Genomic DNA, 22,269 nt, shown 5'->3' with positions numbered 1-22,269 from the left:
ACGCGCGGGGCGTCAGCCGTCGTCACGCCGCCGCCAGCGGAACGTGCGCACGCCGACCACGAGCCCGACCACGAGCCACGCCGCGAGCACCGCCGCCGTGGCGCCGTGCTGCCACGACCCCGACGGCTCGACCACGACCGCGGCGTCCGGCAGGAACACCGAGCGCATGCCCTGGGCCATCCACTTGAGCGGGAACACCGACGCCACCTGCTGCATCCAGGTCGGCAGCTGGTCGAACCGGAAGAACACGCCCGACACGAACTGCAGGACCAGCACCACGGGGATGACGACCGGGCTCGCGGAGCGCCCGGTGCGCGGCACGGACGAGTAGGCGACGCCGCACACGGCCCCCGCGGCCGTGCCGAGCACGAACACCCACGCGAACGTGCCCCAGCGGGCCGCGTCGTCGGGCAGCGGCACGTCGAACACGAGCGCCGCGACCGCGAGCAGCAGCGCGGTCTGCACGCCGGCGGTCACGAGCACCTGCCCGGTCTTGCCGAGGAAGTACGCGGCCGGGGGCAGCGGCGTCGAGCGCAGCCGCTTGAGCGTGCCGTCGTCGCGCTCGCCCGCGATCGAGATCGCGAGGTTCTGGAAGCTCGAGAGCATGACGCCCGTCGCGACCATCCCGGGCAGGAAGTACTGCGGGAAGTGCACGCCCGACCCGGCGACGACCTCGTCGTCGGTGCCGAAGACCGTCGCGAAGATCGCGAGCATGAGGATCGGGTAGGCGAACACGAACACGACGGCGTCGCGCTCGCGGAAGAACGTGCGGACCTCGAACGCGGTGCGCGACCACGCGAGGCGGGCGGTGCCCGGCAGACGGCCCGCGGTGCGCGGGGCGCCGCGGCCCGTGCCGCGCGTCGGGGCGGGGGTGGTCGTGGTCATCGGGGCGTCTCCTCGTGCGTCGTGCCGGCGGCGTCGTGCGCGGCGTCGATGAGCCCGAGGTAGACGTCCTCGAGCGTCGGGCGCAGCACCTGCAGCCCGGCGACCTCGCCGTCCGGGCCCGCGAGCCGGCTCGTGATCCGTGCGACGAGCGCGGTGGGCGTGTCGGTGGCCTCCTCGCGCGGGGTGCCGTCCTCGGTCCACCGCACGCGCGCGCGCCGCGCGCGGCGCCCTCCCAGGGTGTCGGGCGCCCCTGCGCGACCACGCGCCCGTCCGCGACGACGACCACCCGGTCGGCCAGGTGCTCGGCCTCCTCGAGGTAGTGCGTCGTCAGCAGGATCGTCGTGCCCTCGTCGCGCAGGCCCTTCACCAGGCCCCAGAACTCGTGGCGCGCCTGCGGGTCGAAGCCGGTCGTCGGCTCGTCGAGGAACAGCAGCTCGGGGTCGCCGACCACGCCGAGCGCGACGTCGAGGCGGCGCCGCTGCCCGCCCGACAGGGCGCGCGTGCGCGCCGACCTCTTCTCGCGCAGCCCGACCGCGTCGATCACGGCCTCGGGGTCGCGCGGCGCGGGGTAGAAGCCCGCGACGTGGTGCACGATCTCGCGCACCGTCGCCTCGGCCATGTCGTGGTTGTCCTGCAGCACGACGCCGAGCCGGGACCGCCACCGCCGGTCGCCGTGCGCCGGGTCCTCGCCGAGCACGCGCACGTGGCCCGCGTCCGCACGGCGGAACCCCTCGAGCGTCTCGACGGTCGTCGTCTTGCCCGCGCCGTTCGGCCCGAGCACCGCCACGATCTCGCCGTGCTCGACACGCAGGTCGAGCCCGTCGACGGCGCGCTTGTCGCCGTACCTCTTGTGCAGGCCCTCGACCAGGACGGCCGGGGCACTCGTCGTCGTCATGCGCCCAGCGTGGCCGCCGGGGCGGCCGTCGCGGGACGACCGGGAGACGGGTCCGGGGGTCCACCGATCGGTGGACCCCCGGCTCAGCGCGACGCGGCGACCGACGTCAGACGGCCTCGCCCAGCAGTGCCTGGATGCGGCGCACGCCCTCGACGAGGTCGTCGTCGCCGAGCGCGTACGACAGCCGCAGGTACCCGCTCGGGCCGAACGCCTCGCCGGGGACCACCGCCACCTCGGCCTCGTCGAGGATCAGCGCGGCCAGCTCGGCCGACGTCGTCGGCGTGACGCCGCGGATCGTCCGGCCCAGCACGCCCTCGACCGACGGGTACGCGTAGAACGCGCCCTGCGGCGCGGGGCACCGCACGCCGTCGATCGCCTCGAGCATCTCGACCATGGTGCGGCGACGCCGGTCGAACGCCGCGCGCATCGTCTCGACGGCCGACAGGTCGCCCGTGAGCGCGGCGGCGGCCGCGCGCTGCGACACGTTCGCGACGTTCGACGTGAGGTGCGACTGCAGGTTGGTCGCGGCCTTGACGACGTCCGACGGCCCGATCATCCAGCCCACGCGCCAGCCGGTCATCGCGTACGTCTTGGCGACGCCGTTGAGGACGATCGTGGTGTCCGCGAGCTCGGGGACCACGCGCACGACGGGCGTGAACACCGCGTGGTCGTACGTGAGGTGCTCGTAGATCTCGTCGGTGATCACCCAGATGCCGTGCTCGAGCGCCCAGCGCCCGATCTCGGCGGTCTGCTCGGGCGAGTACACGGCGCCCGTGGGGTTGGACGGCGAGTTGAACAGCAGCGCCTTGGTGCGCGGCGTGCGCGCGGCCTCGAGCTGCTCGACGGTGACGAGGTAGCCCTGGTCGACGCCGGCGAACACCTCGACCGGCGACGCGCCGGTGAGGCGGATCGCCTCGGGGTAGGTCGTCCAGTAGGGCGCGGGCAGCAGCACCTCGTCGCCCGGGTCGAGGATCGCCGCGAACGCCTGGTAGACGGCCTGCTTGCCGCCGTTCGTCACGAGCACGTCGGACGGGCGCACCTCGTACCCGGAGTCGCGCAGCGTCTTGGCGGCGATCGCCTCGCGCAGCGCGGGCAGGCCGGCGGCGGGGGAGTAGCGGTGGTTCGCCGGGTCCTGCGCGGCGCGCACCGCGGCGTCGACGATGTAGTCGGGCGTCGGGAAGTCGGGCTCGCCGGCGCCGAACCCGATGACGGGCCTGCCGGCGGCCTTGAGGGCCTTCGCCTTGGCGTCGACCGCGAGCGTCGCGGACTCCGCGATGGCGGCGACGCGGGTGGAGACCCGCGCGCGGGGGGACGTCGACGTCGCTGCGCTGTGCTCGCTCACGACTCCCATCCAAGCAGAGCCGTCGCCGCGCGCGTCGCGGGTGTCACGACGTGGTACGCACGTGCCCGTCGCCGCAGCGCCGGACGACCGGGTTCGACCACGCGCCGCGGGTCGCGTACAGTGATCCCCCGGCGGTTGACGCCCGCCATGATGAAGCACGCCCTCGCGCGAGGGTCGGCGGACTCGTGGTGGACCAGGCCGTCGTAGGGCAGTGGCGCAATTGGTAGCGCAGCGGTCTCCAAAACCGCAGGTTGCAGGTTCGAGTCCTGTCTGCCCTGCGCACGCGGAACGACCTCGGCCCGGCCGCCCCTCGGGGTCGGCCGCCGGTCGCGGGTCGCCCGCCGTGAGCAGGACCGCCGGACGGTCCGGCGCGACGCGTCGGCCTGTCGGCACGTCCTCGACCCGCGGCACCCACCCGGGAGTCGCACGACGACGAGTCACGAGACAGGGGCCAGACGTGAGCGATACCGCAGCGGCCGCGGCGTCCGACGCCGAGGGCTCGGCCGCCCGCAAGGGCGAGCACGCACCGCGTCGTGGCGAGGAGAAGCGCGGGCTGTTCGCGCGCATCGCGCTCTTCGTGCGCCAGGTCGTGGCCGAGCTCAAGAAGGTCGTCCGGCCCACGCGTCAGGAGCTCGTGACCTACACGGGCGTCGTGCTCGTCTTCGTCGCGGTCGTCATGGCCTTCGTGACGGTCATCGACCTGGGCCTCGGCCAGCTGACGTTCCTCGTCTTCGGGTGACGCGCGCCGGCCCGGCGCCGGCACCCACCCCACCCGCGCGGCCCCGGGCCGCGCACCGCCGGCCCACGGGCCGACCACCGGAGAAAGCAGGTTGCACGTGTCGCAGGAGTCGCAGGAGCCCACGCCGGGCGCCGAGGACGAGCTCGCGGACGCCATCGCGTCGGTCGAGTCGGTCGAGGCGACCGCGGGTGACGAGGTCGACGGCGAGGACGTCGAGGCGACCGAGGTCGACGACGTGGCCGGCGACGACGAGGTCGACGCCGACGAGCCCGTGGCGGACGCCGCCGACGAGGACGAGGACGAGGACGACGAGGACCCGGTCGAGGCGTTCAAGACCGCGCTGCGCCGCCAGCCCGGCGACTGGTACGTCATCCACTCGTACGCCGGCTACGAGAACCGCGTGAAGGCGAACCTCGAGTCGCGCACGCAGAGCCTCAACATGGAGGACTACATCTTCCAGGTCGAGGTGCCCATGGAAGAGGTCGTCGAGATCAAGAACGCGCAGCGCAAGGTCGTCAAGCGCGTGCGGATCCCCGGCTACGTCCTCGTCCGCATGGACCTCACCGACGAGTCGTGGGGCGCGGTGCGTCACACGCCCGGCGTCACGGGCTTCGTCGGCCACACCCACCAGCCGGTCCCGCTGACGCTCGACGAGGTCTTCTCGATGCTCGCGCCCGTCATCGAGGCCAAGGCGCCCACGCAGGCCGCCACCAAGGCGGCCGCGAAGCCCGTCGAGGTCGACTTCACGGTCGGCGAGTCGGTCACCGTCACCGACGGCGGCCCCTTCGACACGCTGCCCGCCACGATCTCCGAGATCAACGCCGAGAGCCAGAAGCTCAAGGTGCTCGTGTCGCTCTTCGGCCGGGAGACCCCGGTCGAGCTGTCCTTCAGCCAGGTCTCGAAGATCTGACCTGCTGACCGCCCCGCGCCGCGGGGCCCTGCAACCGGGTCATCGCCCACGGCGTCGGCCCACGAGGAAGAGAGGGAGGCGTCATGCCCCCGAAGAAGAAGGTCACCGGCCTCATCAAGCTCCAGATCAACGCCGGCGCGGCCACCCCCGCGCCGCCGATCGGCCCCGCGCTCGGTCAGCACGGCGTCAACATCATGGAGTTCTGCAAGGCGTACAACGCGGCGACCGAGTCGCAGCGCGGCAACGTCATCCCCGTCGAGATCACGGTGTACGAGGACCGCTCGTTCACCTTCATCACGAAGACGCCGCCGGCCGCCGAGCTCATCAAGAAGGCGGCGGGCGTCGCCAAGGGCTCGCCCACGCCGCACACCACCAAGGTCGCGAGCCTCACCCGCGAGCAGGTGCGCGAGATCGCGTCCACCAAGCTCGAGGACCTCAACGCGAACGACCTCGCGGCCGCCGAGAAGATCATCGCCGGCACCGCGCGTTCCATGGGGATCACGGTCCAGGACTGAGACCCCCCGGGGCGGCGCCCGCCGGGCGCCGCCCCGCACCACCCCTGTGGCAGGGCCCGCGTGCGGCCCGTTCGACCACGACTGCTGAGAAGGAGACAGGCAGATGCCCAAGCACAGCAAGGCGTACCGCGCCGCCGTCGAGAAGATCGAGGCCGGCCGCGTCTACGCGCCGCTCGAGGCCGTGCGCCTCGCGCAGGAGACGTCGACCACCAAGTACGACGCGACCGTCGAGGTCGCGTTCCGCCTCGGTGTCGACCCCCGCAAGGCCGACCAGATGGTCCGTGGCACGGTCAACCTGCCCCACGGCACCGGCAAGACCGCCCGCGTCATCGTCTTCGCGAACGGCGAGCGCGCCGAGCAGGCCCGCGCCGCGGGCGCCGACGAGGTCGGCGGCGACGAGCTCATCGCCAAGGTCGCCGACGGCTGGACCGACTTCGACGCCGCCGTCGCGACGCCGGACCTCATGGGCAAGGTCGGCCGCCTCGGCAAGGTCCTCGGCCCGCGTGGTCTCATGCCGAACCCGAAGACCGGCACCGTGACGATGGACGTGGCCAAGGCCGTGTCCGACATCAAGGGCGGCAAGATCGAGTTCCGCGTCGACCGGCACGCGAACCTCCACTTCATCATCGGCAAGACGTCGTTCTCCGACGTCCAGCTCGTGGAGAACTACGCCGCGGCGCTCGAGGAGATCCTGCGTCTCAAGCCGGCCGCGTCGAAGGGCCGCTACATCACCAAGGCGACGCTCTCGACGACCAACGGCCCCGGCATCCCGCTGGACCAGAGCAAGACGCGCAACCTCACCGAGGAGGACGCTGCCTGACGGCAGGTCCACCACGCAGGACGGCCCGGCACCCTCGAGGGTGCCGGGCCGTCCTGCGTCCCGGGTGGCGCGCACCCGCCCCGCGCCGTGCGTGGTCCCCCCTGCGGACCGCGCCCGGCGCGCCGGCGGGCTCAGCGACGCGTCACCACGGCAGCCACGGCGTCACGCACGTGCCGTCGGGTGTCTCGCAGACGAGCCGGACGGGCCCCTCGGGCGTGATCCCCAGCCGGAAGTAGCCGACCTCGTCGGTCGTGACCTCGGCGACGTCGCGGTCCGGCGTCCGGAGCACGACGCGCCCCGGACGTGCGGGGATCAGCTGGCCCTCGACGCCGGAGTCGCCCACCTCGACCTCGACGCCGACGCCGTCCCCCTCGAACACGAGGGTCCGTGACGGCTGCCCGCTCCGGTCCCGGACGGCCACGGGGCCGTCCGCCGTGCTCGAGTCGTGGACGAGCTCCAGCAGGAGCAGGTCGACCGCGAGCTCGTCGCGGAGCGCGAGCATGCCGCGGTGCGCGTGGAACGCGGACGACGCGGCGCGCTCGACGCGCCGGCGCAGGTCGTCGTCGGCGACCGCGGCGGCGAGGTCGGCCGCGAGCGCGTCGTCGTCCTGCCAGGTCTCGGGCGACCAGGCCGGTGCGGACGGCTCATCCGAGGGCCAGGGCATCGTGGCCTCCTTCACGCGTGGTGGTCCCGGTCGGGGCCGCGAGGTAGGTGCGGATCGCGGCGGTCCGACGCAGCCGCGCGAGCCCCCGCTGCCGTGTCGGCCCGATGGACCCGATCGGGATGCCGAGCAGCGCCGACACCTCCTGGTAGCTCGGTGCGGGGTCGGTCGACAGCAGGAGCAGCAGCTCGCGCTGGTGATCGGGCAGCTCGGCGAGCGCGGCCCGCAGCGCGGCGTGCCGCTCGGCACGCAGCAGCTCGGCGTCGAGGTCGGCGTGGTCGGGCGCGTCGAGACGCCCGGTGGCGGGGTCGACGGGCACCGAGCGGCGCGCCTGCTGGGTGACACGGATGCACTCGTGCCGGGTCGCGGTCGCGATCCACCCGGGCAGGGCCTCGGGCTCGCGGAGGTCCGCCAGGTGCTCGAGGAGGTTCAGCCAGACGGTCTGGGCGACGTCCTCGGCCTGCTGCGGCGTGAGGCGGAACTGCCGCACGCGGGACATGACGAGCGCCGTGTGGCGGTGCACGATCTCCGACCAGGACCCCTCGTCGCCCGCGAGGGCACCCGAGACGAGCTGCGAGGTCGTGCGCTCGTGGTACGGACCGCCTCGCTGCTCCTGGCTGCTCACCGCGCGCCTCCTCCGACCGTCGGGCTCGTCCCGCAGGCCATCATGGCGCGCCGCGAGGCACGTGCCCAGCACGTCAGCCCTCCGACCTGGGTGCGCGCACGCCGCGGTGCGGCGCGCGGCCCGACCGCGCTGCCGCGTCGGGCAGCCTCGCCGGGCCGGGTGCGGGGCGACGTCGCACGGTTCCTCCTCGGTGGGGCATGCGGTGGTGGCGGCGGGGTCGGCGACGGTCCGGCGCCTCCCCCCGGTGAGAGGCGGTGGCGTGCCGCCCTGATACCTCGCGCGCGTCCGTGCGCGCCGGCGCGGCGTCACAACCCGCCCAGCACGTGCAGCGCGCGGCCGTAGTCCGGCAGCGGGCGACCGGTGGCGCGCAGCCGCGCGTAGGCGCGCCGCGCGCCGACGCCGTGCTCCCGCATGAGGTTCGCGACGGCGCCGGCGACCTGCGGCGCGGCGAACGACGTCCCGCTCCACCACGCGAATGCGTCGGCGGGGAAGTCGTCGGGGTCGGCCGTGAACTCGTACGACTCGCGACCCTCGACGAACGGTGCGCGGATGCCCTCGGCCACGGCCGAGCAGTCGACCCAGAACCCGTGGCTCGACCACGGTGCGGGCCGACCGTCCGGCGTGAGCCCCGCGACCGCGACGACCTGCCGGAACGCGGCCGGCCACACGGGTCGCGTGCTGCCGGAGTTGCCGGCGGCCGCGACCACGAGGATCTCGCGTCCGGTCTCGTCCTCGATCGCCTCGATCGCCTCGAGCGCGGCCTCGACGGCCAGCGACGGCTGGTCGAACCGCGTGCTCGACCCCAGCGACAGGTTGATGACGTCGGCTCCCGCGCGCGCCGCCCGCACCATGGCCGTGGCCACGTCGACCTCGCTGCCGACGCCACCGCCCAGCAGCGCGCGGTGGACGGTGAGGCGCGCGTGCGGCGCGACGCGTGCCACCACGCCCGCGACGAACGTGCCGTGGCCCGCGCACAGGTCGAGGTAGCCGTCGTCGGGCTCGATGTCGAGCGGGTCGATGTTGCGGTCCCGCCCGCGGCGGTGGCGCGGCACCGCCGCGAGCCAGCCGTCGGCGCGCACGCGGGCGTCGATGCCCGTGTCGACCACCGCGACGTGGGGTGCGTCGTCGGCCGGACCGTCCGTCACGGGGGGCAGCGGGTCGGCGAGCGCCGGGCCGCCGAGGTTCTTCATGACGGGGTCGCACGGCAGCACCTGGTTCTGCGACGCCGCGAAGCCGCGCAGGCGCAGCTCGGCCACGGTGTCGTCGAGGTCGTCGAGCGTGACGTCCTCGGCGCGCAGCAGCACGACGCGCTCGGCGATGCCGTCGAGGTCGACGCGCGCGCGGCGCAGCCCGCGCGTCTCGAGGTAGGCGCGTGCTCCCCGGTCCGACCACGTCGCCGCGGTGACGACCAGCTCGCCCTCGACCGCCAGCACGTGCGGCCCGCCGTCGTCCGTGACGGTGCCGATGCGCTGGTCCGTGCGGGCGTGGTACCGGCGCGAGATGGACCGCGCCGCCTGCCGGCGCAGCGCGGGGTCCTGCGCGGTGCGGACCAGCTCGGTCACCTGCCGCCGGACCTTGGTCCGCGCGGCGGACCCCGCGGGGTCGGGGTGGGGGTGACCGGTAGCGTCGGTGGTGCTCATCGTCGGGCTCCTTGGGGGCCTCGTGCTGCCTGGGGCGGGAGGGACATGACGCGGACGTCGCCGCTCGCGGACGGGTCCACGGAGCAGGAGCGCCGCGACGCGCTGCTGATACGTGCCCGTGCGCTCGCGGACCGGGCCGCGTCCGACCCGCGCGCCGTCGAGGAGGACGCGCACGCGCTGGTGCTGGCGGCGCGGCACGCGTCCGCGCACGCCGCGCACGCGGTCGGCCTGCGTGCCCTGGCCGCGGTGCACCGCGCGCGGTGGGAGCACGCCGAGGCGGCCCGCCTGCTCGGCAGGGCCCTCCGCCTGGGGCCGCGGCACGGCGACCGGCTCGTCGACGCCGAGCTGCTCGCGGCGCGTGCCGCGGTGAGGCACGGGCAGGGCCGCGTGACGGGTGCCGTGCGGGACGTCGACGCGGCGCTGCGGGCCCTCGCGGAGGCGCGCGACGCCGCCGCGGGGGAGCGCGAGCGGCTCGGGGCGTACCTCGAGCTCCAGCGCGCGGCGCTCGACCACAACGCGGGTCGCCTGCGTGACGCGGAGGCCCGGTACCGGCGCATCCTCTCCTCGGGCCGGGCGTCGGACGACGTGACGGTCCGCGTGGCCAACAACCTCGCGCTCGTGCTGGCGGCCCGTGGCCGGCACGCGGAGGCGCTCGCCTGGTCGTCCCGCGCCGTGGCGGTCGCGGCGGGCCTCGGACCGGTGCCGCACGTGGTCACGCGGCAGACGCACGCCTGGGTGACCGTGCACCAGGGGCGCCTCGCCGACGGCCTGCGGGAGTTCGCGCAGGTCGCCGACGCGTACCGCGCCGCCGGGCTGCCGCTGGGCGAGCACCACGTCGAGGTGGCGGACGCGATGGCCGACCTGCGGCTGCTCCCCGAGGCGATCGCGGCGGCCCAGGACGCCGCGGACGAGCACGCGCGTGCCGGGACGTGGCTGATGTGGGTCGAGGCGCAGACGCGCCTCGCGCAGCTGCACCTCGCGCGCGGCGACGCCGTGCGTGCGCGTGAGCTGGCCGCCGCGCTGCTGACGCGCAGCCGCACGCAGCGGCGGGGCGCGTGGCTCGCCCGTGCCCGCGTGGTCGACTCGCGGGCGCGCGCGGCCCTCGGCGAGGACGTCGCGGGCGACGTCGCGGCGCTGCGGCGTGCGGCGGCCGGCCTGCGCCGGCACGGCGACCTGGCGGCCGCGGTCGACGCCTACCTGGCGGCGGGGCGGGCGGCGCTGACGGGCCCGCGTCCGGTGCGGGCGTGCGCGGACCTCGACGCGGCGGCGGCCGCCGCGGTCCGCGGGCCGCTGCTGCTGCGCGTCCGCGGTCGTCTGGCCGCAGCGACCGCGGCGCACGTGCGCGGCGACGACGCGCGGGCGCTGCGCGAGGCGCGGGCGGGCCTGCGGGACCTCGCGTCGCACCGCTCGGCGCTGCCGACGATGGAGCTGCGGGCCCTCGCCTCGGGCCACGGCGGCGAGCTCGGGGAGGCCGGGCTGCGCGTGCTGCTGCGCACCGGGGACCCGGTGCGCGTCCTGCGGTGGATGGAGCGCACGCGGGCGGCGGCGCTGGCGGCCCGGCTGCCGGTGGTGCCGCCGGGCGCCGACGAGGCGAGCGCCGGCGAGGCGCGTCAGGAGGAGGAGGGGGGTGCCGCGGGTCCGTCGCCCGTACCCGCGCAGGACGTGCTGCGCGCGGTCGCGCGGGGGGTCGTCCGTGCGGCGCCGACCGCCACGGGCCCGGTGCTCCCCGCGGGGGCGGCGGAGGCGCCCGCCGACGTCACGAGCACCCCGCCGCCGGCCGCGGCCGCGCTGCGGGCCGCGCTCGACGGGCGGGTCCTGGTGGAGCTGGGGGCGTGCGACGGGCGGTACGTCGCGGTCGTGGTGGACCGGCGTCGCACGCGACTGGTCCCGCTGGCCGCGACGGCCGACGTGACGTCCGTGCTGCGGCCGCTGGTGTTCGCGCTGCGCCGCCTCGCCGACCCGCGTTCGGCGGCGGCGGGTGCGGCGGCCCGCGCGAGCGCCGAGCTCTCGCTCGCGCGGCTGCGCGCGTTGCTGCTCGACCCGTTGGGCCTCGCGGGGACCGAGCTCGTCGTCGTCCCCGTGGGGGAGCTGCACCAGGTGCCCTGGGGCGCGCTGCACGACGCGCCGCTCGCGCTCGCGCCGTCGGCGACGGCGTGGTGGGCGACGGCGGTCGCGCCGCAGCGGCCGTCGACGTCGGTCGTGCTGGTCGCGGGCCCCGAGCTGCGCGGCGCGCGGGAGGAGGTCGAGGTGCTGGCGCGCCTGCACGCGGACGCGCACGTGCTGGGCCCCGACGCGAGCCGTGCGCGCGACGTCGTGCTCGCGGTCCGGGACGCGGGGCTCGCGCACCTCGCGTGCCACGGCCTGCCGCGCGGCGACAACCCGATGTACTCGTCGCTGGTGCTCGCGGACCGCGCGCTCACGGTGCAGGAGCTGCACGCCGCCGGGGTCGCGCCCCGACGGCTCGTGCTCGCGTCGTGCCACGCGGGGGCCGACGTCGCGTACGACGGCGACGAGGTCCTGGGCTTCGTGTCGGCGATGCTGGCGCGCGGCACGCGGGGCGTGGTCGCGTCGATCGCGGCCGTGCCGGACGTGGAGGTGGTGGACCTCATGGTCGGGCTGCACGCGGGGCTCGCGCGCGGCGAGACGATGGCGCGGGCGCTGCACGCGGCGCGCGAGGGCGTCGACACGTCGTCGCCGGCGGGGTTCGTCAACTGGTGCACGTTCGGGGTGCACGGCGCGGCGTGACGCGGCCGGTGCGCGGTCGCCGGGGTGGTGCGGCGCGCGACGGAGCTGCGGCGGACGTGCGGAGGGCGCGCGGAGGACGCGCGGAGGACGAACGGCAGCGGGCGCATTTGGTCCTGCCGCGCACGTGCCGTAGTCTCGTGGGGCCCAAGACCGCCGGTCGTCGGTCCGCTCGTCGGACAGGCCGAAGCTCCGCGAGAACGCGGGGGCCAGCGCAGGCGAGAGTTCACCGCACGGCACGTCCGCACGTCCGAGCCTCACGGTTCGAGTGCGTCCCGCCCTGCTCCGAGCCCCGCGCCTGCGCGGGGCTCTCTGTCGTTCTGGGGGTGCGACGCAGACGCCCGGTGGCACCACCATCGGAAGGATTGCCATGGCGAGGCCGGACAAGGCTGCCGCTGTCGCGGAGCTCGCGGAGCGCTTCCGCGGCGCGAACGCGGCCGTGCTGACCGAGTACCGCGGGCTCACCGTCGCGCAGCTCAAGACGCTGCGCAAGGCGCTCGGCGGCAACGCGCAGTACGCCGTGGTGAAGAACACGCTGACCGCGATCGCGGCCAAGGAAGCCGGCCTCGAGGGCCTCGACGACGCGCTCGCGGGCCCGTCGGCGATCGCCTTCGTCACCGGTGACCCGGTCGAGGCGGCCAAGGGACTGCGTGACTTCGCCAAGGCGAACCCCGCACTGGTCATCAAGGCGGGTGTGCTCGACGGGCGCCCGCTGACCGCTGCGGACATCACCAAGCTCGCGGACCTCGAGTCCCGCGAGGTGCTGCTGGCCAAGGCGGCCGGCGCGATGAAGGCCAAGCTCTACCAGGCCGCGTACCTGTTCACGGCTCCTGCCTCGCAGGCCGTGCGCACCGTCGAGGCCCTGCGTGCCAAGCAGGAGTCCGACGCCGCAGCCTGAGCCCGACGCTCCGGCCGCACGCTCTCGTAGCAAGCCCAGCACCCCCCCGCCGCCGACGACCGGACGGCGGGTCCGAACGGAAGGAAGCGCCACCATGGCGAAGCTCACCACCGACGAGCTCATCGACGCGTTCAAGGAGCTCACGCTCATCGAGCTCTCGGAGTTCGTGAAGGCGTTCGAGGAGACCTTCGAGGTCACCGCTGCCGCTCCGGCCGCCGTCGCGGTCGCCGCCCCCGCCGCCGGTGGCGGCGCGGACGCCCCGGCCGAGGAGGAGAAGGACTCGTTCGACGTCATCCTCGAGGCCGCCGGTGACAAGAAGATCCAGGTCATCAAGGAGGTGCGCACGCTCACGTCCCTCGGCCTGAAGGAGGCCAAGGACCTCGTGGACGGCGCGCCGAAGCCGGTCCTGGAGGGCGTCAACAAGGAGACCGCCGACAAGGCGAAGGCTGCCCTCGAGGGCGCCGGCGCGACCGTCGGCCTCAAGTGATCCGATCCGGTCGGGGCGCCTGACGCCCTCACCGGTCGAGCACGGCACGAAGCCCGGTCCCCTCGCGGGGGCCGGGCTTCGTGCCGTCCGCGGGGTGCGCGTCCCGGCGGCGGGGTGGTGCGTGCGGGTGGACCGGGTTCGTCAGCCGTGGTGGCCGTGCGTGCCGGGGTCGAGCAGCAGGCCGTGGCTGCCGTGGGGCACGGCGTGCGCGCCCGCCTCGGTGGCCGCCAGGCCGTGCACGGTCGCGGCCGACGCGAGCAGCGCGCCCACGGCGAGGACGCCGAGTCGCGCCCACGGCCCCGGCGCGCGGCCCGCGCGTGCGACGGGGGTGCGCGCCGCGACCCCGAGCAGGACGGCCCCGCCCAGCGTCAGCGCGCCCGCCGTGACGGCCGCGGTGCCCACGAGGCCCCAGGTGGGGGCCACGACGAGCACGGCCGCCCCCGTCGCGGCCGCCGCCCCCGCGGCGGCGCGAGGGGCACGGCCGGGGCCCCGCAGCGCGGCGACGGCGCCGGCCGCCGTGGTCGCGGCGAGCGCCAGCAGCGCACCGGCGAGCAGCGCGTGGTGCGCGAGGTGGGGGGCCGCGACAGCGATGGTCACGAGCGCGCCGCCGCCGACCGCGAGAGCGCCCGCCGTGCGCGCGCCGAACGACGTCGCGCCCTCGTCGGGCCACGCGGCCCGCGGCCCGGCGACGTGCGCGGACGCGGCGGGCAGCGCGGGCGCCGCGGCGTGGCCCGCGGTGGTCGTCACGCCGTCGCCGTGCGGGGGGCGGTCGCCTTGTCCGCGCCCAGCCCGACCGCGAGCAGCAGGACGGCGCTGGCCAGGTGCAGGACGTTGTCCGCGCCGTTGAGGGCCAGGATGTTGGCGCCCGAGCCGATGAGGAACAGGCCGAGGACGCCGACCAGCAGGTAGACCGCGCCGATCGTCGTGTTGGTCGCGCGGGCGCCGGCGACCGACCGGGAGGCGAGGAGCAGCGCGAGGCCGATCCCCAGGTGGACGACGTTGTGCAGCGGGTTGACGTCGAAGACGACGAGCGCGTTGCCCTGCTGGCCGGCGAAGGGCAGGCCGCCCGTGACGAGGAAGCCGGCGAGGCCGACGAGCAGGTAGACGGCGCCGAAGACGGTGGCGACGAGCCGGTTCGGGGACGAGGTCATGGCGGGGCCCTTCTGTCGCGGGCGGGTGCCCGGGCCGGCGTGCGCCGGGAGGGTGCGCGGTGCGGCTCCCTCGGGGGTGGTTCGGAGCCGCGGGGCCGGCGGATGGGCGGCGTGCCGCGGCGGCCCGGCTACCGCGTGCGCGTGCGGTGTGCCACCATGTCCGTCGACGGACGGTCGCGAGGCTGCGGCCGTCGCACGGGGTTTACTTCGCGCGCCCGCACGGGTATGCTGTCGCTTTGCGCTGGCCTGTGCCCGCGATCTCAGATATCCCGACCACGATGACGACGTACGTGCGCGTCGCACCGTGGGTCGAGGCGGGGGATCGCGCATCGCCTGGCCGCGCAGCGTGCCACGATCCGCAGGGAAGGACCCCTCTTGGCTGCCTCGCGCATCCCTTCTGCACCGTCCGCCGACGCCATCGCGAACCGCACCGCATCTCGTCGCATCTCCTTCGCCAAGATCCACGAGCCCCTCGAGGTCCCCGACCTGCTCGGTCTGCAGACCGAGAGCTTCGACTGGCTGCTCGGCAACGAGCGCTGGCAGGCCCGCGTGGCCGCCGCGCTCGAGCTCGGACGCAACGACGTGCCGGAGACCGCGGGCCTCGAGGAGATCTTCGAGGAGATCTCGCCCATCGAGGACTTCGGCGGCACCATGTCGCTCTCCTTCCGCGAGCACCGCTTCGAGCCGCCGAAGTACACGGCCGAGGAGTGCAAGGAGAAGGACTTCACCTTCGCCGCGCCGCTGTTCGTCACGGCCGAGTTCGTCAACTACACGACCGGCGAGATCAAGTCGCAGACCGTGTTCATGGGTGACTTCCCCCTCATGACCGAGCGCGGCACCTTCATCATCAACGGCACCGAGCGCGTCGTCGTCTCGCAGCTCGTGCGCTCGCCCGGCGTCTACTTCGAGCGCGTCGCCGACAAGACGTCCGACAAGGACGTCCTCACGGCCAAGGTCATCCCGAGCCGTGGCGCGTGGCTCGAGTTCGAGATCGACAAGCGCGACAACGTCGGCGTCCGCGTCGACCGCAAGCGCAAGCAGAACGCGACCGTCCTGCTCAAGGCGCTCGGCATGACCGAGGGCGAGATCCGCGAGGAGTTCGCCGACTACCCGGCCGTCATCGACACGCTCGAGAAGGACAGCGTCCAGACGCAGGACGAGGCGCTGCTCGACCTCTACCGCAAGATCCGCCCGGGCGAGCCGCCGACCGTCGAGGCCGGCCGCGCGCTGCTCGAGAACTTCTACTTCAACCCCAAGCGCTACGACCTCGCCAAGGTCGGTCGCTACAAGCTGAACAAGAAGCTCGGCCAGGACGCGCCGCTGTCCGACTCGGTGCTGACGCTCTCGGACGTCGTCGCGACCATCAAGTACCTCGCCGCGCTGCACATCGACCGCCCCTCCCTGCCCGGCACGCGCGGCGGCGAGGCGATCGAGGTCCGCGTCGAGCCCGACGACATCGACCACTTCGGCAACCGTCGCATCCGCGCGGTCGGCGAGCTGATCCAGAACCAGGTCCGCACGGGTCTGTCGCGCATGGAGCGCGTCGTGCGCGAGCGCATGACGACGCAGGACGTCGAGGCGATCACGCCGCAGACGCTCATCAACATCCGCCCCGTCGTGGCCTCCATCAAGGAGTTCTTCGGGACGAGCCAGCTGTCGCAGTTCATGGACCAGAACAACCCGCTCGCGGGCCTGACCCACAAGCGGCGTCTGTCGGCCCTCGGCCCGGGTGGTCTGTCGCGCGACCGCGCCGGCATGGAGGTCCGTGACGTCCACACCTCGCACTACGGCCGCATGTGCCCGATCGAGACCCCCGAGGGCCCGAACATCGGCCTCATCGGCTCGCTGGCCACGTACGGGCGCATCAACCCGTTCGGGTTCGTCGAGACCCCGTACCGTCGCGTCGTCGACGGCAAGGTCACGGACGAGGTGGACTACCTCACCGCGGACGACGAGGACCGGCACATCATCGCGCAGGCCAACGCGCCGCTGAACGCCGACGGCTCGTTCGTCGAGGACGCCGTGCTCGTGCGCACCAAGGGCGGCGAGCCCGACCTGGTGCCCGGTGCGACGGTCGACTACATGGACGTCTCGCCGCGCCAGATGGTGTCGGTCGCGACCGCGCTCATCCCGTTCCTCGAGCACGACGACGCCAACCGCGCGCTCATGGGCGCCAACATGCAGCGCCAGGCCGTGCCGCTCGTGCGGTCCGAGGCGCCGCTGGTCGGCACGGGCATGGAGCGTCGCGCCGCCGTCGACGCGGGCGACGTCATCGTCGCGACCAAGCCGGGCGTCGTCACCGAGGTGTCGGCCGACCTGGTCACGGTCGCCAACGACGACGCGACCACGTCGACCTACCGCGTCGCGAAGTTCCGTCGCTCCAACCAGGGCACGAGCTACAACCAGCGCGTGCTGGTCGACCAGGGCGCGCGCGTCGAGGTCGGCTCGGTGCTCGCCGACGGCCCGGCCACGGACGAGGGCGAGCTCGCGCTCGGCCGCAACCTGCTGGTCGCGTTCATGTCGTGGGAGGGCCACAACTACGAGGACGCGATCATCCTGTCGCAGCGCCTCGTGCAGGACGACGTGCTCTCCTCGATCCACATCGAGGAGCACGAGGTCGACGCGCGCGACACCAAGCTCGGCCCCGAGGAGATCACGCGGGACATCCCGAACGTCTCCGAGGAGGTCCTCGCGGACCTCGACGAGCGCGGCATCATCCGCATCGGTGCCGAGGTCGCGGCGGGCGACATCCTCGTCGGCAAGGTCACGCCCAAGGGCGAGACCGAGCTGACCCCCGAGGAGCGCCTGCTCCGCGCGATCTTCGGCGAGAAGGCGCGCGAGGTCCGCGACACGTCGCTCAAGGTGCCCCACGGCGAGTCCGGCACGGTCATCGAGGTGCGCACGTTCAGCCGCGACGACGGCGACGAGCTGCCCGCCGGCGTCAACGAGCTGGTCCGCGTGTACATCGCGCAGCGCCGCAAGATCACCGCGGGCGACAAGCTCGCCGGTCGTCACGGCAACAAGGGCGTCATCTCGACGATCCTCCCGCAGGAGGACATGCCCTTCCTCGAGGACGGCACGCCGGTCGACATCATCCTCAACCCGATGGGTGTCCCCGGGCGCATGAACGTCGGCCAGGTGCTGGAGGTCCACCTCGGGTGGATCGCCAAGCAGGGCTGGGACATCCAGCTCGCCGAGGGCGACGTGCAGTGGCGTGACGGCGTGCCCGAGGTGGCGCACCGCTCCGAGCCCGGCAACCCGGTCGCGACGCCCGTGTTCGACGGCGTGCCCGAGGGGACCCTCACGGGTCTGCTCGACTCGACGCTGCCGAACCGCGACGGCGAGCGGATGGTCAAGGGCGACGGCAAGGCCCGGCTCTTCGACGGCCGCTCCGGCGAGCCGTTCCCGGACCCGGTGTCGGTCGGCTACATGTACATCCTCAAGCTGCACCACCTCGTGGACGACAAGATCCACGCGCGCTCGACGGGCCCCTACTCGATGATCACGCAGCAGCCGCTGGGTGGTAAGGCGCAGTTCGGTGGCCAGCGGTTCGGCGAGATGGAGGTGTGGGCGCTCGAGGCCTACGGCGCCGCCTACACGCTGCAGGAGCTGCTCACCATCAAGTCGGACGACGTCCCGGGCCGCGTGAAGGTCTACGAGGCGATCGTCAAGGGCGAGAACATCCCGGACTCCGGCATCCCGGAGTCGTTCAAGGTCCTGCTCAAGGAGATGCAGTCGCTCTGCCTGAACGTCGAGGTGCTGTCGTCCGACGGCGTGTCCATCGACATGAAGGAGAACGACGACGAGGTCTACCGCGCCGCGGAGGAGCTCGGCATCGACCTGTCGCGGCGCCCGAACGCCAGCAGCATCGAGGAGATCTGAGGCCGAGCCCCGGCCCGGTACCGCACCCCGCACGCGCGGGGCAGCGGGTCCGGGCCGGGCGCCGACACCCCTGTTGCAGATTCGCCGGTGAGCCGTCAGGCCCCGGAACGCGAAGGAAGTAGGAACCTTGCTCGACGTCAACGTCTTCGACGAGCTGCGCATCGGCCTGGCCACGGCCGACGACATCCGTGCCTGGTCGCACGGTGAGGTGAAGAAGCCCGAGACCATCAACTACCGGACCCTGAAGCCGGAGAAGGACGGGCTCTTCTGCGAGAAGATCTTCGGTCCCACGCGGGACTGGGAGTGCTACTGCGGCAAGTACAAGCGCGTGCGCTTCAAGGGCATCATCTGCGAGCGCTGCGGCGTCGAGGTGACGCGCTCGAAGGTGCGCCGTGAGCGCATGGGCCACATCGAGCTGGCCGCCCCCGTCACGCACATCTGGTTCTTCAAGGGTGTGCCGTCGCGTCTGGGCTACCTGCTCGACCTGGCGCCGAAGGACCTCGAGAAGGTCATCTACTTCGCGGCCTACATGATCACGTGGGTCGACGTGGACGGTCGCCAGGAGGACCTCCCGAACCTCCAGAACGAGATCGACCTGGAGAAGAAGGAGATCGCGGACCGCCGCGACAACGACATCAACGCCCGCGCCCAGAAGCTCGAGGCCGACCTGGCCGAGCTCGAGGCCGAGGGCGCCAAGGCCGACGCGCGCCGCAAGGTGCGCGACTCGGCCGAGCGCGAGATGGCGCAGCTGCGCAAGCGTGCCGACGCCGAGCTCGACCGCCTCGAGCAGGTCTGGGACCGCTTCAAGAACCTCAAGGTCGCGGACCTCGAGGGCGACGAGATGCTGTACCGCGCCCTGCAGGACCGGTACGGCAACTACTTCGAGGGCTCGATGGGCGCCGCGGCGATCCAGAAGCGCCTCGAGGCGTTCGACCTGGTCGCCGAGGCCGAGTCGCTGCGCGAGACCATCCGCAGCGGCAAGGGCCAGCGCAAGACCCGCGCCCTCAAGCGCCTCAAGGTCGTCAACGCGTTCCTCACGACGAACAACTCGCCGACGGGCATGGTCCTGGACGCGGTCCCGGTCATCCCGCCGGACCTGCGCCCGATGGTCCAGCTCGACGGCGGCCGCTTCGCCACGTCGGACCTCAACGACCTGTACCGCCGCGTCATCAACCGGAACAACCGCCTCAAGCGGCTCCTGGACCTGGGCGCGCCGGAGATCATCGTCAACAACGAGAAGCGGATGCTCCAGGAGGCCGTGGACTCGCTGTTCGACAACGGCCGCCGCGGTCGCCCGGTGACGGGCCCCGGCAACCGTCCGCTCAAGTCGATCTCCGACATGCTCAAGGGCAAGCAGGGCCGGTTCCGCCAGAACCTGCTCGGCAAGCGCGTCGACTACTCGGGCCGTTCGGTCATCGTCGTCGGCCCGCAGCTCAAGCTGCACCAGTGCGGCCTGCCCAAGCAGATGGCGCTCGAGCTGTTCAAGCCGTTCGTGATGAAGCGCCTGGTGGACCTCAACCACGCGCAGAACATCAAGTCGGCCAAGCGCATGGTCGAGCGCGCCCGCCCCGTGGTGTGGGACGTGCTCGAGGAGGTCATCACCGAGCACCCGGTGCTGCTGAACCGTGCGCCCACGCTGCACCGTCTGGGCATCCAGGCGTTCGAGCCGCAGCTCGTCGAGGGCAAGGCGATCCACCTGCACCCACTCGTCTGCGCCGCGTTCAACGCGGACTTCGACGGTGACCAGATGGCCGTCCACCTGCCCCTGAGCGCCGAGGCGCAGGCCGAGGCCCGCATCCTCATGCTCTCGAGCAACAACATCCTCAAGCCGTCGGACGGCCGACCGGTGACCATGCCCTCGCAGGACATGATCATCGGCCTGTTCCACCTCACCTCCGACAAGGAGGACCCGCTGGGTGCGGGCCGCTCCTTCAGCTCGGTGTCCGAGGCGATCATGGCGTTCGACCAGGGGAGCCTCGACCTCAACGCGGTCGTGAAGATCCGGTTCGACGACCTCGTCCTCGACGAGGAGACCGCCCCCGAGGGCTGGGAGCCCGGTCAGACGCTGCTGTTCGAGACGACGCTCGGCCGTGCGCTCTTCAACGAGCTGCTGCCGGTCGACTACCCGTACGAGAACGGCGTGGTCGACAAGAAGCGCCTCTCGGCGATCGTCAACGACCTGGCCGAGCGGTACCCGAAGGTCGAGGTCGCGGCGTCGCTGGACGCGCTGAAGGAGGCCGGCTTCCGCTGGGCCACCCGCTCGGGCGTGACCATCGCGATCTCCGACGTCGCCACCCCGGCGATCAAGCAGGAGATCCTCGAGGAGCACGAGGCGCGCGCGGCGAAGGTGCAGGGCCAGTACGACAAGGGCCTCATCACCGACGACGAGCGTCGTCAGGAGCTCATCGAGATCTGGACGAACGCCACCGACAAGGTCGCGAAGGCGATGCAGGCCAACTTCCCGGCCCGCAACACCGTCTTCCGCATGGTCGGCTCGGGTGCGCGAGGCAACTGGATGCAGGTCCGCCAGATCGCGGGCATGCGTGGTCTGGTCGCCAACCCGAAGGGCGAGATCATCCCCCGCCCGATCAAGGCGAACTACCGCGAGGGCCTGTCCGTCCTCGAGTACTTCATCGCGACGCACGGTGCCCGCAAGGGTCTGGCGGACACCGCTCTGCGGACCGCCGACTCGGGCTACCTCACGCGTCGTCTGGTGGACGTCTCGCAGGACGTCATCGTCCGCGAGGAGGACTGCGGCACCGAGCGCGGCCTGACCATGCCGATCGGCGTGGCCGCAGCCGACGGGACGCTGCGCCGGCACGACAAGGTCGAGACGTCCGTGTACACGCGGACGCTCGCGACCGACGTGTCGGTCGGTGACGAGGTCGTCGGCCGTGCCGGCGACGACGTCGGCGACGTCCTGCTGGACCGGCTGCTCGAGGCGGGCGTGACCGAGCTCAAGATCCGCTCGGTGCTCACCTGCGAGTCGCGCGTCGGCACGTGCGCCAAGTGCTACGGCCGGTCGCTCGCGACCGGCAAGCTCGTCGACATCGGCGAGGCCGTCGGCATCATCGCGGCCCAGTCGATCGGTGAGCCCGGCACGCAGCTCACGATGCGTACCTTCCACACCGGTGGTGTGGCGTCGGCCGACGACATCACGCAGGGTCTGCCCCGTGTCCAGGAGCTCTTCGAGGCCCGTACCCCCAAGGGTGAGGCGCCGATCGCGGAGTTCTCGGGCCGCGTGACGATCGAGGAGGGCGACCGCTCGCGGGCGATCGTCCTGACGCCGGACGACGGCTCGGAGGAGATCCGCTACCCGATCACCAAGCGCTCGCGCCTGCTGGTCGGCGACGGGGACCACGTGTCGGTGGGCACGCAGCTCGTCCAGGGTGCGGTGGACCCGAAGAAGGTCCTGCGCATCCTCGGCCCGCGCGCCACGCAGAAGCACCTGGTGGACGAGGTCCAGGAGGTCTACCGCTCGCAGGGCGTGGACATCCACGACAAGCACATCGAGGTCATCGTGCGGCAGATGCTGCGGCGCGTGACGGTGCTCGACTCCGGCGAGACGGGTCTGCTGCCCGGCGAGCTGGCCGAGCGCGGCCGCTTCGAGGACGCGAACCGCAAGGCCGTGTCCGAGGGTGGCCAGCCCGCGTCGGGCCGTCCCGAGCTCATGGGCATCACCAAGGCGTCGCTCGCGACGGACTCGTGGCTGTCGGCCGCGTCGTTCCAGGAGACGACCAAGGTGCTGACCGAGGCCGCGATGTCGAGCCGTTCGGACCCGCTGCTGGGCCTGAAGGAGAACGTCATCCTCGGCAAGCTGATCCCCGCCGGCACGGGCCTGCCCCGCTACCGGGACATCGCGGTGGAGGCGACCGAGGAGGCGAAGGCCGAGCTGTACCCGGCCTTCGGCTACGACGAGATCGACTTCCCGGCGCTCGGCCTGGGCACCGGCGAGGCGATCCCGCTCGAGGACATCGACTTCGGCGACTACCGCTGAGGTCGACCACCTCCCCAGCACGACCCCGAGGGGCCCGTCGGATGCGTCCGGCGGGCCCCTCGGGCGTTCCCGCGCGCCTC

The 22,269-nt window shown here is 73.4% G+C and carries 16 protein-coding genes, 1 tRNA gene and 1 pseudogene; 10 read left to right on the top strand and 8 right to left on the bottom strand.

Going from position 1 to position 22,269, the window contains the following annotated elements:
- Window positions 1-12: 12 nt before the first annotated feature.
- The 3 genes and pseudogenes from GY42_RS08460 to GY42_RS08450 all read right to left on the bottom strand — a co-directional run bounded on the left by GY42_RS08460 (window position 13) and on the right by GY42_RS08450 (window position 3,131).
- Window positions 13-885: an ABC transporter permease gene (locus GY42_RS08460; RefSeq protein WP_046529011.1), complete on the bottom strand. Its 873-nt coding sequence runs from the start codon at window positions 883-885 to the stop codon at window positions 13-15.
- Window positions 882-1,780: pseudogene (locus GY42_RS08455) on the bottom strand (ABC transporter ATP-binding protein). Before GY42_RS08455 ends, GY42_RS08460 begins: the two are co-directional and overlap by 4 nt.
- 106 nt (window positions 1,781-1,886) lie before the next feature.
- The gene (locus tag GY42_RS08450; protein ID WP_046529010.1) at window positions 1,887-3,131 is read right to left on the bottom strand and encodes a pyridoxal phosphate-dependent aminotransferase; all 1,245 of its coding nucleotides are present in this window, start codon (window positions 3,129-3,131) and stop codon (window positions 1,887-1,889) included.
- A 196-nt stretch (window positions 3,132-3,327) separates the two neighbouring features.
- Between GY42_RS08450 and GY42_RS08445 the strand changes: the two genes are divergently transcribed.
- The 5 genes from GY42_RS08445 (at window position 3,328) to rplA (ending at window position 6,106) form a co-directional block, all read left to right on the top strand.
- Window positions 3,328-3,400, top strand: a tRNA-Trp gene (locus GY42_RS08445).
- Window positions 3,401-3,579: 179 nt separating this feature from the next.
- Window positions 3,580-3,861 (top strand): preprotein translocase subunit SecE, encoded by a 282-nt coding sequence (secE, locus tag GY42_RS08440; RefSeq protein WP_046529009.1) that lies wholly within the window; start codon window positions 3,580-3,582, stop codon window positions 3,859-3,861.
- 97 nt (window positions 3,862-3,958) lie between these two features.
- Window positions 3,959-4,771 carry a transcription termination/antitermination protein NusG gene (nusG, locus tag GY42_RS08435; protein WP_046529008.1) on the top strand — a complete coding sequence of 271 codons (813 nt, stop codon included), beginning with the start codon at window positions 3,959-3,961 and terminating at the stop codon, window positions 4,769-4,771.
- 83 nt (window positions 4,772-4,854) lie between these two features.
- Window positions 4,855-5,286 carry a 50S ribosomal protein L11 gene (rplK, locus tag GY42_RS08430; RefSeq protein ID WP_046529007.1) on the top strand — a complete coding sequence of 144 codons (432 nt, stop codon included), beginning with the start codon at window positions 4,855-4,857 and terminating at the stop codon, window positions 5,284-5,286.
- Between the two features lie 103 nt (window positions 5,287-5,389).
- Window positions 5,390-6,106 (top strand): 50S ribosomal protein L1, encoded by a 717-nt coding sequence (gene rplA, locus GY42_RS08425; protein ID WP_046529006.1) that lies wholly within the window; start codon window positions 5,390-5,392, stop codon window positions 6,104-6,106.
- A gap of 142 nt (window positions 6,107-6,248) precedes the next feature.
- Here rplA and GY42_RS08420 read toward each other — a convergent pair whose 3' ends face one another.
- The 3 genes from GY42_RS08420 to GY42_RS18150 all read right to left on the bottom strand — a co-directional run bounded on the left by GY42_RS08420 (window position 6,249) and on the right by GY42_RS18150 (window position 9,032).
- Window positions 6,249-6,770 (bottom strand): hypothetical protein, encoded by a 522-nt coding sequence (locus GY42_RS08420; RefSeq protein WP_046529005.1) that lies wholly within the window; start codon window positions 6,768-6,770, stop codon window positions 6,249-6,251.
- Window positions 6,751-7,392, bottom strand: coding sequence for an RNA polymerase sigma factor (locus tag GY42_RS08415; RefSeq protein ID WP_046529004.1), 642 nt, complete (start codon window positions 7,390-7,392; stop codon window positions 6,751-6,753). Before GY42_RS08415 ends, GY42_RS08420 begins: the two co-directional genes overlap by 20 nt.
- A 305-nt stretch (window positions 7,393-7,697) precedes the next feature.
- Window positions 7,698-9,032 carry a S8 family peptidase gene (locus GY42_RS18150; protein ID WP_052748268.1) on the bottom strand — a complete coding sequence of 445 codons (1,335 nt, stop codon included), beginning with the start codon at window positions 9,030-9,032 and terminating at the stop codon, window positions 7,698-7,700.
- 45 nt (window positions 9,033-9,077) lie between these two features.
- On the opposite strand from GY42_RS18150, the gene GY42_RS08405 reads away from it, so the two are divergent.
- The 3 genes from GY42_RS08405 to rplL all read left to right on the top strand — a co-directional run bounded on the left by GY42_RS08405 (window position 9,078) and on the right by rplL (window position 13,159).
- The gene (locus GY42_RS08405) at window positions 9,078-11,777 is read left to right on the top strand and encodes a CHAT domain-containing protein (RefSeq protein WP_052748267.1); all 2,700 of its coding nucleotides are present in this window, start codon (window positions 9,078-9,080) and stop codon (window positions 11,775-11,777) included.
- Window positions 11,778-12,144: 367 nt separating this feature from the next.
- A complete protein-coding gene (rplJ, locus tag GY42_RS08400) occupies window positions 12,145-12,672 on the top strand; it encodes a 50S ribosomal protein L10 (protein WP_046529003.1) in 528 nt (175 codons plus the stop codon).
- A 94-nt stretch (window positions 12,673-12,766) separates the two neighbouring features.
- Window positions 12,767-13,159: a 50S ribosomal protein L7/L12 gene (rplL, locus tag GY42_RS08395; protein WP_046529002.1), complete on the top strand. Its 393-nt coding sequence runs from the start codon at window positions 12,767-12,769 to the stop codon at window positions 13,157-13,159.
- Window positions 13,160-13,300: 141 nt separating this feature from the next.
- Here the strand turns inward: rplL and GY42_RS08390 are convergent, their stop codons facing one another.
- Complete coding sequence (locus GY42_RS08390) at window positions 13,301-13,906, bottom strand: hypothetical protein (RefSeq protein ID WP_046529001.1); 606 nt, start codon at window positions 13,904-13,906, stop codon at window positions 13,301-13,303.
- Window positions 13,903-14,310 carry a DUF4383 domain-containing protein gene (locus GY42_RS08385; RefSeq protein ID WP_046529000.1) on the bottom strand — a complete coding sequence of 136 codons (408 nt, stop codon included), beginning with the start codon at window positions 14,308-14,310 and terminating at the stop codon, window positions 13,903-13,905. Before GY42_RS08385 ends, GY42_RS08390 begins: the two co-directional genes overlap by 4 nt.
- Window positions 14,311-14,685: 375 nt before the next feature.
- Between GY42_RS08385 and rpoB the strand changes: the two genes are divergently transcribed.
- On the top strand, window positions 14,686-18,192 hold the full coding sequence (rpoB, locus tag GY42_RS08380; protein WP_046528999.1) for a DNA-directed RNA polymerase subunit beta: 3,507 nt from the start codon (window positions 14,686-14,688) through the stop codon (window positions 18,190-18,192).
- A gap of 127 nt (window positions 18,193-18,319) precedes the next feature.
- On the top strand, window positions 18,320-22,189 hold the full coding sequence (locus GY42_RS08375) for a DNA-directed RNA polymerase subunit beta' (protein ID WP_046528998.1): 3,870 nt from the start codon (window positions 18,320-18,322) through the stop codon (window positions 22,187-22,189).
- Window positions 22,190-22,269 lie beyond the last annotated feature (80 nt).

It is taken from the genome of Cellulomonas sp. FA1 (assembly GCF_000986825.1).
GTDB classification, from domain to species: Bacteria; Actinomycetota; Actinomycetes; order Actinomycetales; family Cellulomonadaceae; genus Cellulomonas; species Cellulomonas iranensis.
The sequence above is the reverse complement of the archived record's forward strand: the minus strand, read 5'-3'. Positions and strand labels throughout refer to the sequence as shown.

Coding starts and splice junctions, on each gene's coding strand:
- GY42_RS18150 (WP_052748268.1), bottom strand. CDS start 9,032: ATGAGCACCACCGACGCTACCGGTCACCCCCACCCCGACCCCGCGGGG.
- rplJ (WP_046529003.1), top strand. CDS start 12,145: ATGGCGAGGCCGGACAAGGCTGCCGCTGTCGCGGAGCTCGCGGAGCGC.
- GY42_RS08405 (WP_052748267.1), top strand. CDS start 9,078: ATGACGCGGACGTCGCCGCTCGCGGACGGGTCCACGGAGCAGGAGCGC.
- GY42_RS08460 (WP_046529011.1), bottom strand. CDS start 885: ATGACCACGACCACCCCCGCCCCGACGCGCGGCACGGGCCGCGGCGCC.
- rplA (WP_046529006.1), top strand. CDS start 5,390: ATGCCCAAGCACAGCAAGGCGTACCGCGCCGCCGTCGAGAAGATCGAG.
- rplK (WP_046529007.1), top strand. CDS start 4,855: ATGCCCCCGAAGAAGAAGGTCACCGGCCTCATCAAGCTCCAGATCAAC.
- GY42_RS08385 (WP_046529000.1), bottom strand. CDS start 14,310: ATGACCTCGTCCCCGAACCGGCTCGTCGCCACCGTCTTCGGCGCCGTC.
- GY42_RS08450 (WP_046529010.1), bottom strand. CDS start 3,131: ATGGGAGTCGTGAGCGAGCACAGCGCAGCGACGTCGACGTCCCCCCGC.
- rplL (WP_046529002.1), top strand. CDS start 12,767: ATGGCGAAGCTCACCACCGACGAGCTCATCGACGCGTTCAAGGAGCTC.
- GY42_RS08420 (WP_046529005.1), bottom strand. CDS start 6,770: ATGCCCTGGCCCTCGGATGAGCCGTCCGCACCGGCCTGGTCGCCCGAG.